The sequence below is a fragment of the Flavobacterium hercynium genome (genome assembly GCF_002217285.1).
GTDB classification, from domain to species: domain Bacteria; phylum Bacteroidota; class Bacteroidia; order Flavobacteriales; family Flavobacteriaceae; genus Flavobacterium; species Flavobacterium hercynium.
Window position 1 is genome coordinate 1 of sequence record NZ_MUGW01000038.1, and the last position, 16,076, is coordinate 16,076.

Sequence of the window (16,076 nt, forward strand, 5' to 3'; positions counted from 1 at the left end):
TGGATAATTGTGGGGGATTTTCTTATTCTCATTTTTATCACTTCGGAGAATGAGAAGTCCTCGCTAGAAACTCGACAAAGATTGGTACTACTTTAATAAGCTACTTACATAGATTTCAGATTAAATATTTTGCTTAATTTTAAAGACTAAATTAAGTAATTATGAAAAAGATGACGCTGATTATATTTTTATTTTTCTCTTGGCTTGTAAATGCACAACAAAAAGAAGTTCGAAATTCTATAGAGACATTTTTCAATGCATTCCATCAAAAGGATACGAGTGAAATTAGAAAACTTTGTTCAGATAAAATTATACTCCAATCAATAAGTGAAAGCAAGAGTAAAGGAAATAAATTGTCTGATGAAAATTTAAAAGAGTTTTTGCTTTCCATAGCTACAATTCCAATAGAAACAAAATTTAAAGAGAAAATTTTAAATTATACCATTCAAATTGATGGCTCTATGGCTCATGTCTGGGCTCCGAATTTTATCTCAATGATAAATTAAATCATACAGGTGTAAATATGTTTGTTTTATTTAAGCAAAATGACTTTTGGAAAATCATTTATTTAATTGATACCAGAAGAAAGTAATTTTTAAATCACTTCAGTGAGATAGTAATTGCAAATATCATTTAATAGGCATTCTTCACACTTAGGTTTTGGTCTGCAGGTTTCTCTACCGAGAAATGAAATCGCCATACCAATTTCAGACCAGATGTTTTGAGGTAATATCTGCATTAGATCTTTCTCAATTTTATTCCCGTCCTTATTTTCTTTTATTATTCCGATTCTGGGAGCAACTCTTATAACATGAAGATCAGCAATAATACCTTCAGAAGGTTTATTGGTTTCTCTTAGAATAACATTGGCAGATTTTCTTCCAATACCTTTCAATGCTGTTAATCCTTGCAAAGTCGTTGGAATTTCTTTATCCTCTTTTAATAGTTTTGCAATATCAATTATCCACTGCGCTTTTGTTTGATAATTTCGAACTTTGCTTACATAAGATGTAAAAGTTTCAATATCTGTGTCAACTAAACTGCTTAGAGTTGGAAATTTGGCGAATAACAAAGGAGCAATGTTATTAATATTAGCATCAGAATCCTGAGCTGATAATATAACCATTACCATTAATTGATATGTATTTTGATATTCTAAAGGATGTTTCCTGTCTTTGTATTTGCTCAGGATTGGTTCTAGTTTCTTCTCCCAATTTTCTGATTCGCCAAATAAATCCATTTTATGTTTATTGTAAATTGATTTTGTCTCAGTTTAATATTAAAGCTTAAGAAGCTCCGATAAATTCCATTGTTTTCTTTATAACATTTTGAGCGCCTAATATTTTTCGGTGTCCAAGCCCTTCTGTTAAAAATAAAGTTCCGTTTGATAGATTTTCATGAATGTGAATTCCGGCTTTAACTGAAACTTCAGGATCATCTTGATCATGAATAACCAAAACTGGTATATCAATTGTTTTAGCTGCCTTATATGCTGAATAATCAGCCATTACTAAATTGTATTTATTTTCGAAATGGTTTCGCAAACGTAGACTTATTTCCGGTTTCAATTCTAATTTTGCAATAAATTCGTCTACAATGTCTTGTACAATATCTCCGCTACCAATAACAACAGCTTTATTTGCTTTAAATCCCATTTTAAGAGCGTTTAAAACAGACATTCCACCTAATGAATGCCCAATAATAATTTCAAATGGACCATATTGCTTTTCTATTTCTAAAATTGCAGCAATAAAATCAGCCATTGTAGCTGTTGAACCATTTGATTTTCCATGTGCAGGAGCATCAAAACTAACGATCAAGTATCCTTTTTTCACTAATTCATCTGCTATTTTAAAAAGTTGTGTTCCTCGTCCGGACCAACCGTGAACTAACAATGCTTTTTTGGCTGATTGACCATATTCGTATGTAATTACAGTTTTTTCAATGGATGGAACAAACAAAGATTTTTGATTACTCTTAAGATCCATTTCCAATTCTCTTTTCGGAATCTTATGTTTTATTGGTGTTTCGAAAAGCTTTGCTGCAAATTTCGTAACCAATTTCTTTGAAAATAAGGCACAAATTTTACAGGATAGTATAATTAGATAGGGAATTTTTATCGATTGTGTAGGATTTTTTGTCTTTTTTGTCATATCGTTATTTTTGTAGTGTAATCTAAACTATGCTTGTTTTTTTCCTAAATTTAAAAAACAATAAAAGTAATACATTAAGTAACTGTTTTAAAGAAAATAACATTTACTAATAAACTAAATATACTTTCTTTAAAATTTTAGAATGGAAATATTTCATATCAGCGCTGAAAGCTATCCAATGGCTAAAGTTGGGGGATTAGCTGACGTAGTTGGAGCCTTACCAAAATATCAAAAAAAAGCAGGACACCAAGTTCAGGTTGTTGTACCGTGTTACGATACAAAATTTAAAAATGAAAATAAATTTGAAAGTGTACATACAGGAAATGTCAGCTTAGGAAATTTTAATTTTCCATTTAGTGTTTTAAAAAAAACTACTGATGATTTAGGATATGAATTATATCTTATCGAAATCAACGAATTATTTGATCGGCCAAATGTTTACGGATATGAAGATGACATTGAACGTTTTATATCTTTTCAGATCGCAACTCTAGATTGGATTTCAACAAGAAATACTGTTCCCGATATTATTAATTGTCATGATCATCATACAGGGCTTATTCCTTTTTTAATAAAATATGCCTATAAGTACGAAAGCTTAAGAAGTATAAAGACCGTACTTACGATACACAATGGCTTGTATCAAGGCTGGTTTGGTTTTGATAAACTGCATTATTTACCAGAATTTGATTTGATGCATGTTGGATTTTTAGAATGGAATAATTCTTTGAATTCATTAGCTGTTGGAATAAAATGCGCACATGCAGTAACTACAGTTTCGCCAAGTTATTTAAACGAAATTAATTTCTCAGCAAATGGATTAGAACCGCTATTTAATTCAGTGCGAAGTAAATCTAAAGGAATATTAAACGGAATTGACTTTGAAGTCTGGAATCCTGCTCAGGATAAAATGGTTGTCGAGAATTATTCGATAGATTCTATTTCAAAAGGCAAAGAAATTAATAAAGAAAAGCTTTGTCAACAATTTAATCTCGATTCAAGTAAACCGCTATTTAGTTTTATTGGCAGATTGTTCGAAGAAAAGGGAGGTGATTTACTGCCACAAGCTTCGGCTTTAGCTTTAGCTGACAATTTTGAGAATTTGAATATTCTTATTCTAGGATCAGGAAATGCAGAGATAGAAGAGCAGTTATTACAATTAAAAAATGAATTTAAAGGAAATTATAATGTTTTTATAGGGTACAATGAAGAATTAGCGCATTTAATTTATGCAGGTTCCGATTTTATTTTAATGCCTTCACGAGTAGAGCCATGCGGCTTAAATCAGATGTATGCATTGCGTTACGGTACAATTCCAATTGTTAGTCGTACTGGTGGTTTACGGGATACCGTTATAGATTTTGGAGATGATGGAAATGGAATTTGCCACGATCAGGCTTCTGTAGATGATATTTGTTATTCCATCAACCGCGCGTTACAATTATATGAGGATAAAGAGAATTTTACTAAGATTAGAAAATCAGGAATGGAAACGGATCATTCCTGGGAAAGAGTTTGTCAAGAATACATTGAGCTATATAACCTAATTATTAAGAAAAATGAAATTTAGTAAAAAGAATGTAATTGCTATTATTTTAGGCGGTGGACAAGGATCGCGGCTTTATCCGTTAACAGAATCTAGATCAAAACCTGCAGTTCCGATTGGGGGAAAGTACCGTTTGGTAGATATTCCAATTTCAAATTGTATTAATTCGGATATTTTTAAAATATTTGTGTTGACGCAGTTTAATTCAGCTTCTTTAAATACGCACATTAAAAACACCTTCAATTTTAGCATTTTAAGTCAATCCTTTGTTGATATTTTGGCAGCTGAGCAAACTCCGGGTAACGCAACCTGGTTTCAGGGAACTGCTGATGCTGTTCGACAATGTATGTCACATTTTTTGAAACACGATTTTGAATACGCTCTAATTTTATCAGGTGATCAATTGTATCAAATGGATTTCAATGAGATGCTAGAAGCTCATATCAATGCAGATGCGGCTATTTCTATTGCTACTTTACCTGTAAATGCTAAGGATGCTCCTGAATTTGGTATTCTGAAAACAAACAATGAAAGTTTTATTGAAGCCTTTATAGAAAAACCAGATGCTTCGCTTTTACCACAATGGGAATCTGAAGTGAGTGAAGAAATGCATGCAAAGGGAAAAAAATACCTTGCATCAATGGGAATTTATATTTTTAACAGACAATTGCTGGAAAATTTAATGGAAGATCCTGAAACAAAAGATTTTGGAAAGGAGATTATTCCACAAGCAGTTGGAAAACATAAAATTCTAAGTTATCAATATGAAGGCTATTGGACAGACATTGGAAATATTGAATCTTTTTTTGAAGCAAATATTGGTTTAACTGCCGATATTCCAGAATTTAATCTGTTTGATAATGAAAATAAGATATTTACAAGACCACGATTATTGCCACCATCAAAATTTAGAAATTCTATTATAAATCAATCCCTAATTTCAGAAGGTTGTATTATTAATGCTAAAGAAATAAAAAATTCCGTTATTGGTATCCGATCCAGAATTGGTGATGGAACCGTTATTGAAAACTGCTATGTCATGGGGAACGATTTTTATCAGGATATTGATGAACTGAATCATGAAAGTACGATTAATAAAATACATGTTGGAATTGGAGAAAACTGTTTCATAAGTAATGCATTAATCGATAAAAATGTTCGTATTGGAAATAATGTTCACATCAGCGGAGGCAAGCATTTAGAAAATTTCTCTAATGAACTGTACAGCATTAAAGACGGAATTATTGTAATTAAAAAAAGAGCTGTTTTGTCTGATAATTTTAGAATTGAATAAGATTAATTGTTGCCATAAAAACCAAATATGAATAAAGTCATAACGCATTCTTTATTTACTGATTTTGATATTGATTTATTCAAAGCAGGTAAACACTTTAAATTGTATGAAAAACTTGGAGCACATTTACTGGAAGTCAATGGCGTTAAAGGTGTTTACTTTGCAGTTTGGGCGCCAACAGCGCAATCCGTTTCTGTAATAGGTGATTTTAATTATTGGGTACAAAACGAACATTTGCTACAAGTACGTTGGGATTCTTCCGGTATTTGGGAAGGTTTTATTCCCGAAATTGAAAAAGGCACATTGTACAAATATAAAATTCAGTCTTCTATTGATGGCGTAATAACAGAAAAAGCAGATCCCTTTTCTTTGTACTGTGAAAAACCACCTCATACAGCGTCTGTTGTTTGGGATTTAGATTACAGCTGGAAAGACGAAAACTGGATGCATTCCCGAAAGGAGACAAATGCATTAGATAAGCCTTTTTCGGTTTACGAAGTTCATTTAGGTTCCTGGAAAAGGGGAGAACACAATCGATTTTTGACTTATTTAGAGCTTGCAGACGATTTGGTCAATTATGTAAAAGAAACGGGTTTTACTCACGTTGAGTTCATGCCTGTAATGGAATATCCGTATGATCCTTCATGGGGATATCAATTAGTTGGCTATTTTGCTCCAACTTCCCGATTTGGAAAACCACAGGATTTTATGGTTTTAGTAGATAAATTGCATCAGGCTGGTATTGGCGTAATTTTAGATTGGGTACCATCACATTTTCCTGATGATAGTCACGGATTAGGTTATTTCGATGGATCACATCTCTATGAACATCCTGATCGAAGAAAAGGATATCATCCGGATTGGAAAAGTTTGGTTTTTAATTACGGACGAAATGAAGTTCGCGCTTTTCTAATAAGTAATGCGGTTTTTTGGCTTCAAAATTATCATATAGATGGTTTGCGTGTAGATGCAGTAGCTTCTATGTTGTACCTCGATTATTCCAGAAACGAAGGAGAATGGGAGCCTAATATTTTTGGCGGAAGAGAAAACTTAGACACGATAAGTTTTCTTAAAGAATTTAATGAAGTAGTTTACGCTAATTTTGATGGAGTTCAAACTATTGCTGAAGAGAGTACATCGTTTCCAATGGTTTCCAGACCTACGTTTACAGGTGGTTTAGGATTCGGAATGAAGTGGATGATGGGCTGGATGCACGATACTTTGCAATATTTCCAGAAAGAAACGGTGTATCGAAAATACCATCAAAATGATTTGACTTTTTCTATGACGTATGCTTTTACCGAAAATTTCATGCTACCTTTTTCGCATGATGAAGTAGTTTATGGTAAAAAGTCTATTGCAAGTAAAATGCCAGGTGATGAATGGCAGAAGTTTGCGAATCTACGTTTGTTATACGGTTATATGTTTACGCATCCCGGAACAAAATTATTATTTATGGGATCGGAATTTGGACAAAATGACGAGTGGAATTTTGAAAAAAGTTTAGACTGGCATTTATTACAGTTTGATTATCATATTGGAATAAAAAATGTAATAACCGATTTAAATCATTTGTATAAAAATAATCCGGCTTTATATGAAAAACAATTTATAGCAGAAGGTTTTGAATGGATTAATTATTCAGATCATCAAAATGCGGTTGTTTCCTATATAAGGAAAGGAAATAATCCGGAAGAAAACCTAATTGTGGTTTGCAATTTTACTCCCGTTATTAGATATAATTATAGAATCGGAATTTTTAAAAGTGGAAAAATAGTCGAAATTTTTAATACTGACGCTGCAAAATATGGTGGAAGCAGTGTAGGAAATAATAACGATCTGCAAATAGAAAGTATTCCTTATGATGGCAGAGATTTTTCTGTTGAATTAATTCTTCCTCCTTTGAGCGTTACCGTATATTCTTTTAAATAAATGGATTTTTTAATAATACAGTTTTAGCAATATTAAACTTTATAATTCAGGATTAATGAATTTTTCAATATTGAAATTAGTAGTTCTGCAAAAATAACGTTTTCGTTAATAATCCTCATATTCAGAGGGCTTTACGTTGTTTTTTTGTATGTTTGGAAGAGTGATATATTTAGTATAATTAATTCATCGGCAATATGATTACAAATACAGCATTAGAATACAAAGGCGATTTATATCCATCAAAAATTGTTTCGTTTGAACATGAAGGTGACTCGATCTTCTTTAATACAGACAATAAAATAATTCTAAAAGTCACAGTTCTAAGAGACAGTCTGATCCGATTTCGTTTTACTACCAAAGGTTATTTTAGTAATGATTTCTCGTATGCCATTGATAAAACACAATTACATGGCTATAATTTTTTAGAACTTACTGAAGAAGATACTTTCTTTTTAATTACAACCAGTAAAGTAAAATGTAAAATTCAGAAAGCAGACGTTCGTTTATCCATTTATGATCTGAATGATTTATTGATTCTGGAAGACGAATTAGGTTTTCACTGGGAAGAAAGTTACGAATACGGTGGGAACATCGTAAAAATGAGTAAATCTTCCAAAGATGGAGAATGCTTTTATGGTCTTGGTGATAAAGCCACACAGATGAATTTAAAAGGCAAAAGATTAGAAAATTTTGCAACAGATCAATATGCTTATCAAAAAGATCAGGAACCTTTATATAAAGTAGTTCCTTTTTATATTGGTTTACATAATAAACAATCATACGGAATTTTCTTTGACAATACCTTTAGAACCTTTTTCGATTTTTGTCAGGAAAGAAGAAACGTAACCAGTTTTTGGGCAGAAGGTGGTGAAATGAATTACTATTTCATTTATGGTCCGCAAATGCAGGACGTAGTTACGACTTATACTGATTTAACCGGTAAACCGGAATTGCCGCCACTTTGGGTTTTAGGATACCATCAATGTAAATGGAGTTATTATCCTGAAAATAAAGTAAAAGAAATCACATCCAAATTCAGAGAACTTAAGATTCCGTGTGATGCTATTTATCTGGATATTGATTATATGGATGGTTTTAGATGTTTTACCTGGAATCAGAATTATTTTCCCGATCCTAAAAGAATGGTAGCCGAATTAGCCGAAGATGGTTTTAAAACAGTTGTAATTATTGATCCGGGAATTAAAATAGACAAAGATTATTGGGTTTATCAGGAAGGATTAGAAAAGGATTTTTTCTGTAAAAGAGCTGATGGTCCTTACATGAAAGGAAAGGTTTGGCCTGGAGAATGTAATTTTCCGGATTATACAAATCCTGCAGTAAGAGAATGGTGGGCAGGTTTATTTAAAGAATTAATTTCAGATATCGGTGTAAAAGGGGTGTGGAACGATATGAATGAACCCGCTGTTATGGAAGTACCTAATAAAACGTTTCCTATGGACGTTCGTCATATCTATGATGGAAATCCTTGCAGTCACAGAAAAGCACATAACATTTATGGTACACAAATGGCGAGAGCAACCTATCATGGTGTAAAACGCTTTACCTATCCTAAGCGTCCTTTTGTTATTACAAGATCCGCTTATGCAGGTGCACAGCGTTATACATCGTCATGGACAGGTGATAATGTAGCTACTTGGGAGCATTTATGGATTGCCAATATTCAGGCACAAAGATTGTCTATTTCGGGAATGGGTTTTACAGGTTCAGATATAGGTGGTTTTGCTGAACAGCCAACGGGTGAATTGTACGCACGCTGGATTCAATTGGGTGTTTTTCATCCCTTTTGCAGAACACACTCATCAGGAGATCATGGCAATCAGGAACCTTGGGCTTTTGACGAAGAAGTCATTAATATTACCCGCAAATTCGTAAGCTTACGTTATCAGCTCTTACCTTATTTGTATACTATGTTTTGGCAATATATCGAAGAAGGAATTCCAATGCTGAAACCTTTGGTATATTATGATCAGGACGATACACAAACACATTATCGTAATGATGAATTCATCTTTGGAAACCAAATATTAGTTTGTCCAATACTTGAACCTAATTCTTTAGGCAGACGTATGTATATTCCAAGAGGAGAGTGGTATAACTACTGGACAAATCAGTTTAATACCGGTGGAAAAGAAATCTGGATTGATACCAAGTTTGATGAAATACCGCTTTTTGTTAAAGCGGGTGCTATCATTCCAAAATATCCTGTTCAGCAATATGTCGGTGAATTAGAATTTGATGAACTAACACTTGATTTATATTATAAAAATGGTAAAGAAGAATCTTTTGTTTATGAAGATGCTCAGGATGGTTATGATTATAAAAAAGGGCGCTACAGCTTTTTGTCTTTTAAATTAATTGGAAAAGAAAATGAGCTTATTGTACAGCTTCATAAACAAGGAAAGTTTGATACGCCATACAAAAAATATAAAATCAACTTAATTGGATTGCCTTTTAAAGTAGCTACAATCGAAATCGATAATGAATTTGTTGCTTTTGATAAAGTGAGTTTAGATGAGAATAATTTCTTAATTGTTGATAAAGAGTTTAATGAACTTCATCTTGCAGGGGAGAACTAAAATTATGATAGGTTTGAGTTAAATTGTGTAAAAAATAATGTTAAATAAATTGTATTTTTACTCCATATTTTAAAATTTAAATCACAATGAAAAAATACTTTTTCTTAGCATTCTTGGTCGCATTTTTAATAAATGCCTGCGCAACAAATCCTGTTACAGGAAAGAAAAATTTGAACTTTGTTTCTAATAGCGAATTATTTCCCTCCTCTTTTCAGCAGTACAATGCCTTTATAGCAGAAAATAAAGTTATAACAGGAACAGCAGATGCTAAAAGAGTAGAATCAGTTGGAGTAAGAATAAAAGCAGCTGCAGAAAAATATTTAACGTATTTAGGACAATCTCAATATTTACAAGATTATCGTTGGGAATATAAACTAGTTGAAAATAAAGAAGTGAATGCATGGTGTATGCCAGGTGGAAAAATTGTGGTGTATTCAGGAATTTTACCTGTAACACAAGATGAAGCCGGACTAGCAACGGTTATGGGACATGAAGTTTCGCATGCTCTTGCCAATCACGGAGCACAAAGAATGAGTGCAGCTCAATTACAGCAAATCGGAAGTGTAGCTTTAGATGCTGCGACAAGTTCTAAAACAGAAACAACGAGACAAATATTTGCACAAGCTTACGGTTTAGGTTCTGAAGTAGGAGTGATGCTTCCATTTAGCAGAAGTAATGAAACTGAAGCAGATAAAATTGGACTTACATTGATGACTATTGCAGGATATAATCCGGACGATGCTATTGCTTTTTGGAGCAGAATGTCAGCTAAGTCAGGAGGAAGCGGAACACCTGAATTTATGAGTACACACCCTTCTGATGCGACACGTATTGCAAACATCAGAGCATTAATTCCAGAAGCAAGAGCAACTGCTGCTAAAGTTGGAATCAGTAAATAAGATTAGAAACTTCTGGTAAATTTATATAAAGCTATTTCGAATTGAAATAGCTTTTTTTTGTGCTTATTTATCAGTATTACAATGGTTTACTATTGAGTAATGATTTGTTAATGTAGTATTTTATCATATCGCATACATTTATCGAAAAAAAGAAATAATTTAGCAACCAAAATCATAATTATGGCAGATTTACCTAAAGGGAGTAAAAAATTATTGAATGCATGGGCTTTTTATGACTGGGCTAACTCAGTTTACCCATTGGTTATTTCTTCGGCTGTTTTTCCAATCTTTTACGAGGCGTTATTTTCAGACAGAGATCATTATATCGATGTTTTTGGAATGAACCTGAAAAATTCAGCACTTATTAGTTTTATTACAGCTGCAGCATTCTTGGTTGTAGCTTTTATATCCCCTTTATTATCAGGTATTGCCGATTACGTAGGAAACAAGAAGTCATTTATGAAATTCTTTTGCTACATGGGCGCTTTATCGTGCATGGGTTTATATTGGTTTGATCTGGAAAACATATATCCGGGACTACTTTTCTACTTTTTGGGGTTGATTGGTTTCTGGGGAAGTTTAGTTTTCTATAATTCATACTTACCGGATATTGCATTTCCGGAACAACAGGATAAATTAAGTGCCAAAGGCTATTCTTTAGGATATGTAGGAAGTGTCGTTTTAATGGTCATTAATTTAGGTATGATTATGAAGCCTGCAGTTTTTGGTATTACAGGTACAGAAGGCGAAGCAGCAATGAAAGCGATGCGATATTCTTTTTTAATGGTGGGAATCTGGTGGATTTTATTTAGTCAGTACACTTATTTTTATTTACCAAAAGGGAATAAAATTAAAAATGAAAAAATATCAAAAGATGTTATTTTCAATGGATTTACCGAACTAAAAAAAGTATGGAAATTATTAGAGGGAAATATTTCTCTAAAGCGATATTTAGGAAGTTTCTTCGTTTACAGTATGGCTGTACAAACGGTTATGATTGTAGCAACTTATTTTGGAGCACAGGAAATTCAGTGGTCTTCTAAAAGTGAAAGCACAATAGGTTTGATAATTTGTATTTTATTGATACAATTAGTTGCAATAATTGGAGCAGTTGTAACTTCGAGAGCATCTGCTAAATACGGAAATATTCCGGTATTAATTGTTATTAATTCTATTTGGGTATTACTTTGTATCGCAGCTTTCTTTATATGGCTGCCTATTCATTTTTACATAATGGCAACTTTAATCGGATTTGTTATGGGAGGAATTCAGGCTTTGTCTCGTTCAACCTACTCTAAATTATTACCTGAAACAGAAGATACAGCTTCATTCTTTAGCTTTTATGATGTTGCTGAAAAAATTGGAATCGTAATCGGAATGTGTATTTATGGTATTATAGATCAAATTACCGGAAGTCCAAGATATGCCATTCTTATACTAGCATTATTTTTCGGTATTGGAGTTCTGCTGTTAAGAAGAGTGCCAAAAAAAGGTGTTTTAAATTAATAAAACACCTTCAAAGTTTTGATGAAAATTTTTCTCATTTGTTTTAACTAAGCGTTGAAATAATGAAAAGTTGATTGATGATTGTATTTTTATAAATATTACGCTTTTGAAATATTTCCTGATCCGGAAACCTTTACATCACGTTTTTCAGGATTGCCGGCATATTTAATTTTACCGGAACCCGAAACTCTTGCTGTTATACTTTCAGTAGAAGTAACGCGGCTGTTGCCTGATCCGGAAACAGTTGCTTCAACTTTCTTAGCGTTAAGATTAACAGCATCAATATCTCCAGATCCGGAAAGTTTTGAGTTGAAATTATCAGCTTTTCCTTTTACATTGGCATTCCCTGAACCACTTACATTTAGTTGAAACGAGTTGGTATCTAAGTTTAAATTGAAATTTCCGGAACCTGATAATTTTGCAGAGAACGATTCGTTTTTGATTGCATCTTTAGAGCGAATATTTCCAGATCCCGATAAATTCAAGTCAGTTATTTTTTCAATTGGAATTGTCACTTCAATTTTTTGGCCATTACTTGTTCGGATACTAGTGTTTTTCTGCATATATATTTTCAAAGTATTGCCTTCAACTTCCACTTTTACGGATGCTAATAAATTCTCTTCTCCTTTTAAAGCGATTTTACCTTCTTTCCCTGCTACGAGATCAACATCAAAAGATCCTGAAATTTTTATAGCATCGTAATCCGATGTGTTTCTGGTTTGAGAAACAATTTTGCCGTTTCCTTCTAATTTAGAAGCCGATTGCGCATTAGCCGTAAAGCCAGCTAAGAATAAAACGCAAATGAATAATAGTTTTTTCATGGTTGATTTTTTTTTAGTTATTAGTTTTTATTAGTGTTACATTACCAAAATTGGAGTTTACAATTACTTTATTTTGTCCTTTTTTCTTATTGAAACCGCTTATTTTTTTAGAAGTTTTTTTGCTTTCACTAACCGATACATCTAATGAATTATCACTTTTGATGTTGCCAAATTTGGTGTTGATGTCAAAGTCAAAAGCGTAATTTACATTATAACCCAGTGAAACATCAGAATAGCCGGAATTTATGCTTACATCTTTAGCTTTTTCTGCTATCGCACCAATGTTTATTTTACTGTAATTGGTATTTAAATTTATGGTATTTGAAATCTCAGCAATCGAAATCGTAAGGTAGTTTCCTGATCCTGTGAATGATTTTATTTTTTGAAATTTAAAGTTTCCGTAATTGCAATCGTATTTGATGTTTTCGCCATCCAGAATCACTAAATCAGTGTAATTGGTATCTAGGTTGATATTACCTGAATCAGTGATTTTTAAGGACGAATAACGAGCCTGTAATGTTCCACCTTTTATATAATCAATACTTGAATTTTGACAATATTCAATTAGAAGTTTATTGTTTAGGCTATTCAGCTTACCAATAGACACTTTTCCATATTTACAACTTATATCTGTTGCAGATTCTAAAGTTGTCGTTGTAATATTTCCGTACTTGTTATCTAGTTTAACTGTTCCGTTCTTAGGAATTTTAATCACATAATTGATCTCAAAGCTGTTGCTGCTTCCTTTACTTAAAAAAGAAGAACTTCCAATAGCTGTTATAGCAGTAACCATAGATTTTAATGCTGTGATTCCAACATCAATACTATTTAGCTTTTCGTTGACCCACTCTTCATTTCCTCCGGTTACTTTTATCGTAATATCCAGATCAATTTTGTCTTCATTCCAAGTCATTACAGATATGTTACCGTACTTATTGGTAATATCGATTCCTGCATTTGAGTTTACGAGATATGTTTTTTTAATGTTTTTTTGTTTAGAAATAAAAGTATCGTCACCATTATTAGCAAATCCTAAAAACGGAAGTAAGATGAATATAAGTAGTATGTTAGATAGTTTTTTCATGTGTAGTGTTTTTTAAATTTTCGCTTTCTTCAATTCGTTTCAAAACCGTTTGTAAAAATGAAATACGGGTCTGAAGATTGCTAATCATGGCATAAATAATTTGTTTGTTCTCTCCGTTTTTCTGAAGTTCTTTGATGATTTTTTCATAATCAGCATCAAAAACTTTCATTTGTTTCAGGGCATCGTTTATGATTTGCTCATTTTCAGGAGATGTTTTTTCTTTTAATTTTACTAGCTCGTTATCAATCAGAATAGTAAAAATAGAGTCTGTTCGTTTTGTTTCGTTCGAAGCAAACTGAAATTCTTTCGGTTTCTCATTTTGGTAATTGTTAAAAAGTATTGATGCTCCTAACAAGACCACAATAGAAGCTGCAATTGCCCAAGCGGTGTAATTTTTCTTTTTAGGTTGTTTTGTATTCAGTTTATTTAAGAAATCAACCTGATGATCAGTATTTAATTCCTGAACATCCCATTGATTCTCGAATTTTTTAAATAATTGGTCTAAGTCTTCATTTTCCTTTTTCATAACACTCATTTTTATTGTATTAATCGCTTTATAACCGGTTTATATATTAGGCGATTTTATAATTCTTCTAATTTTTTACGTAAACTTTCTTTAGCTCTGCTCAACGTTGTTCTGCAATTAGCATAACTAATATTCAGTATTTCGCAAATTTCTTCCTGATCGTAACCTTCTATAAAAAATAGTGTCAAAACCATTCGGTAATTATCCTTTAATCCTAAAATAGTATCCAAAACTTGTTTGACTTTCAGAGAATTAAGATCTATGTTCTCAGAAAAGAAACTGTCATTTTCTTCTATTTTATAAAGCGTCTTGCTAAGGTCTTCGACCTGAAAAGCATTATTCTTTCTGTAAAAATCAATACTATAATTAATAATGATCTTTTTTAACCACGCTCCAAAAGCAACTTCCTGCTTGTAGTCGTTAATTTTTGTAAAAGCTTTCAAAAAACCTTCCTGCATGACGTCTTGTGCAAAATGTTCGTCTTTTACGATTCTGTAGGCCACATTGTACATGGCTTTGGAGTATCTGTTGTAAACTTCGAATTGTGCTTTTTGATTATTGTTTTTACAAAGCGCGATTAAATCTTCGATATTTTGGTTAGTTGTATTCAAATATTGGTTGCTAGTTTTTTATAAGGACTTTACTTTTTTCAGTTTGTTACAGTTTTGTTTATTTTTTTTGAAAATTATATTTAATTACAAAAGTTTATACTTCTATTTTCTATAATTAATTCTATTTATTTTTACTAAAAAGCAATGTAATTGATTGTAAATTAATAGTTTGATAAAAATAAAGTTTTAGGAATAAGTTTGTTAAAAAATATATAAAATTTTTTATTATTTTTGCGGCAACTAAAACAAATTAATACCATGAAAAAACTAAAAAGTATTGCTTTAGTAGCATTATTTATGTCTGCTTCTTTATTTGTTTCTTGTTCAAGTGAGTCAGCAGTTGAAGAAGAAAAACCAGTAGTAGTAGATCCGGGAACAAAACCAGGAACTACGCCTGATCCAGTTGTAACACCAGACCCTGTTGTAACGCCAGATCCTGTTGTAACTCCAGTTCCGGCAGATGATTATTGGCCAATGGCAGTAGGTAATCAGTGGGTAATGAAACAAGATGGAAAGGAAACAGCAATAAAAATTATCGATTCGCAAAAAGTAAATGAAGATACTTACTACAGATTTGAGAATTTTTTAGGCGAAACAGATCAAATTACAGGTGCAGTAGCTAAAGTTTGGGTTAAAAAAGTAAAAGGAGATTATTACTTTAAACTTGAAGATCTTATATTTGATTTTGATGCATATAAAGGTAAAACAACAGGTTATGAGCTTATTTTATTTAAAGATTATTTAGAAGTAGGTCAAACATGGACAGGAAGTTTTGTTCAGACAACAACCTATACTTATGAAGGGACTACTTTTACAGGTATAATATTGAATTTTAAATATACGGGAACAATTTTAGAAAAATTAGCAACTATTACTGTTAATAATGTAGAATATAAAGATGTAGTTAGATTTAAATTGTCTCAGAAAACTACTATTGATGGAGAAGATACTACTGTTGATACAGAATATTTGATTGCTAAAAATATCGGAATTATCAAAATGATAAGTGAAGATTATGGCAGTGAACTAGTTTCATACAATCTTATTAAATAAAACATTGTAAATGCAAATTTTAAAGCCCGAGATTTTAGACTGCACCCAAAAGTT

General features: G+C 32.1%; 14 protein-coding genes. 8 read left to right on the plus strand and 6 right to left on the minus strand.

Translation table 11 applies throughout. The features are described from left to right. The first annotated feature begins 161 nt into the window (after nt 1-161). Complete coding sequence (locus tag B0A66_RS17260; protein WP_244283526.1) at nt 162-506, plus strand: nuclear transport factor 2 family protein; 345 nt, start codon at nt 162-164, stop codon at nt 504-506. Nucleotides 507-595: 89 nt separating this feature from the next. On the opposite strand, the gene B0A66_RS17265 is transcribed toward B0A66_RS17260, so the two are convergent. Both B0A66_RS17265 and B0A66_RS17270 read right to left on the minus strand, forming a co-directional pair. After that, a complete protein-coding gene (locus B0A66_RS17265; protein ID WP_089051108.1) occupies nt 596-1,240 on the minus strand; it encodes an endonuclease III domain-containing protein in 645 nt (214 codons plus the stop codon). 46 nt (nt 1,241-1,286) lie between these two features. Then, nucleotides 1,287-2,153, minus strand: a complete 867-nt coding sequence (locus B0A66_RS17270; protein WP_089051109.1) for an alpha/beta fold hydrolase — start codon at nt 2,151-2,153, stop codon at nt 1,287-1,289. Between the two features lie 142 nt (nt 2,154-2,295). Here B0A66_RS17270 and B0A66_RS17275 point away from each other — a divergent pair, with 142 nt between their 5' ends. From B0A66_RS17275 to B0A66_RS17300, 6 genes are all read left to right on the plus strand, one after another. Further along, on the plus strand, nt 2,296-3,723 hold the full coding sequence (locus tag B0A66_RS17275; protein ID WP_089051110.1) for a glycogen synthase: 1,428 nt from the start codon (nt 2,296-2,298) through the stop codon (nt 3,721-3,723). After that, nucleotides 3,713-4,993 (plus strand): glucose-1-phosphate adenylyltransferase, encoded by a 1,281-nt coding sequence (locus B0A66_RS17280; protein ID WP_089051111.1) that lies wholly within the window; start codon nt 3,713-3,715, stop codon nt 4,991-4,993. Before B0A66_RS17275 ends, B0A66_RS17280 begins: the two co-directional genes overlap by 11 nt. 27 nt (nt 4,994-5,020) lie before the next feature. After that, nucleotides 5,021-6,925 (plus strand): 1,4-alpha-glucan branching protein GlgB, encoded by a 1,905-nt coding sequence (glgB, locus tag B0A66_RS17285; RefSeq protein WP_089051112.1) that lies wholly within the window; start codon nt 5,021-5,023, stop codon nt 6,923-6,925. A gap of 194 nt (nt 6,926-7,119) precedes the next feature. Then, complete coding sequence (locus tag B0A66_RS17290; RefSeq protein ID WP_089051113.1) at nt 7,120-9,522, plus strand: glycoside hydrolase family 31 protein; 2,403 nt, start codon at nt 7,120-7,122, stop codon at nt 9,520-9,522. Between the two features lie 86 nt (nt 9,523-9,608). After that, complete coding sequence (locus tag B0A66_RS17295) at nt 9,609-10,421, plus strand: M48 family metallopeptidase (protein WP_089051114.1); 813 nt, start codon at nt 9,609-9,611, stop codon at nt 10,419-10,421. Between the two features lie 180 nt (nt 10,422-10,601). Beyond that, the gene (locus B0A66_RS17300) at nt 10,602-11,927 is read left to right on the plus strand and encodes an MFS transporter (protein ID WP_089051115.1); all 1,326 of its coding nucleotides are present in this window, start codon (nt 10,602-10,604) and stop codon (nt 11,925-11,927) included. A 98-nt stretch (nt 11,928-12,025) separates the two neighbouring features. Here B0A66_RS17300 and B0A66_RS17305 read toward each other — a convergent pair whose 3' ends face one another. From B0A66_RS17305 to B0A66_RS17320, 4 genes are read right to left on the minus strand one after another with little or no spacing between them, the layout of a single operon-like run. Beyond that, nucleotides 12,026-12,748, minus strand: a complete 723-nt coding sequence (locus B0A66_RS17305; protein WP_089051116.1) for a head GIN domain-containing protein — start codon at nt 12,746-12,748, stop codon at nt 12,026-12,028. A gap of 13 nt (nt 12,749-12,761) precedes the next feature. Further along, on the minus strand, nt 12,762-13,832 hold the full coding sequence (locus B0A66_RS17310) for a DUF4097 family beta strand repeat-containing protein (protein WP_089051117.1): 1,071 nt from the start codon (nt 13,830-13,832) through the stop codon (nt 12,762-12,764). Beyond that, nucleotides 13,816-14,358: an anti-sigma factor gene (locus B0A66_RS17315; protein WP_089051118.1), complete on the minus strand. Its 543-nt coding sequence runs from the start codon at nt 14,356-14,358 to the stop codon at nt 13,816-13,818. Before B0A66_RS17315 ends, B0A66_RS17310 begins: the two co-directional genes overlap by 17 nt. A gap of 56 nt (nt 14,359-14,414) precedes the next feature. Next, nucleotides 14,415-14,969 (minus strand): RNA polymerase sigma factor, encoded by a 555-nt coding sequence (locus tag B0A66_RS17320; RefSeq protein WP_089051119.1) that lies wholly within the window; start codon nt 14,967-14,969, stop codon nt 14,415-14,417. A gap of 258 nt (nt 14,970-15,227) precedes the next feature. On the opposite strand from B0A66_RS17320, the gene B0A66_RS17325 reads away from it, so the two are divergent. Further along, the gene (locus B0A66_RS17325; protein WP_089051120.1) at nt 15,228-16,022 is read left to right on the plus strand and encodes a hypothetical protein; all 795 of its coding nucleotides are present in this window, start codon (nt 15,228-15,230) and stop codon (nt 16,020-16,022) included. The last annotated feature ends 54 nt before the right edge of the window (nt 16,023-16,076 follow it).

Excerpts from the sequence above, each read along its gene's own strand:
- B0A66_RS17260 (WP_244283526.1), top strand. The coding sequence starts at position 162 with ATGAAAAAGATGACGCTGATTATATTTTTATTTTTCTCTTGGCTTGTA.
- B0A66_RS17265 (WP_089051108.1), bottom strand. The coding sequence starts at position 1,240 with ATGGATTTATTTGGCGAATCAGAAAATTGGGAGAAGAAACTAGAACCA.
- B0A66_RS17270 (WP_089051109.1), bottom strand. The coding sequence starts at position 2,153 with ATGACAAAAAAGACAAAAAATCCTACACAATCGATAAAAATTCCCTAT.
- B0A66_RS17275 (WP_089051110.1), top strand. The coding sequence starts at position 2,296 with ATGGAAATATTTCATATCAGCGCTGAAAGCTATCCAATGGCTAAAGTT.
- B0A66_RS17280 (WP_089051111.1), top strand. The coding sequence starts at position 3,713 with ATGAAATTTAGTAAAAAGAATGTAATTGCTATTATTTTAGGCGGTGGA.
- glgB (WP_089051112.1), top strand. The coding sequence starts at position 5,021 with ATGAATAAAGTCATAACGCATTCTTTATTTACTGATTTTGATATTGAT.
- B0A66_RS17290 (WP_089051113.1), top strand. The coding sequence starts at position 7,120 with ATGATTACAAATACAGCATTAGAATACAAAGGCGATTTATATCCATCA.
- B0A66_RS17295 (WP_089051114.1), top strand. The coding sequence starts at position 9,609 with ATGAAAAAATACTTTTTCTTAGCATTCTTGGTCGCATTTTTAATAAAT.
- B0A66_RS17300 (WP_089051115.1), top strand. The coding sequence starts at position 10,602 with ATGGCAGATTTACCTAAAGGGAGTAAAAAATTATTGAATGCATGGGCT.
- B0A66_RS17305 (WP_089051116.1), bottom strand. The coding sequence starts at position 12,748 with ATGAAAAAACTATTATTCATTTGCGTTTTATTCTTAGCTGGCTTTACG.
- B0A66_RS17310 (WP_089051117.1), bottom strand. The coding sequence starts at position 13,832 with ATGAAAAAACTATCTAACATACTACTTATATTCATCTTACTTCCGTTT.
- B0A66_RS17315 (WP_089051118.1), bottom strand. The coding sequence starts at position 14,358 with ATGAAAAAGGAAAATGAAGACTTAGACCAATTATTTAAAAAATTCGAG.
- B0A66_RS17325 (WP_089051120.1), top strand. The coding sequence starts at position 15,228 with ATGAAAAAACTAAAAAGTATTGCTTTAGTAGCATTATTTATGTCTGCT.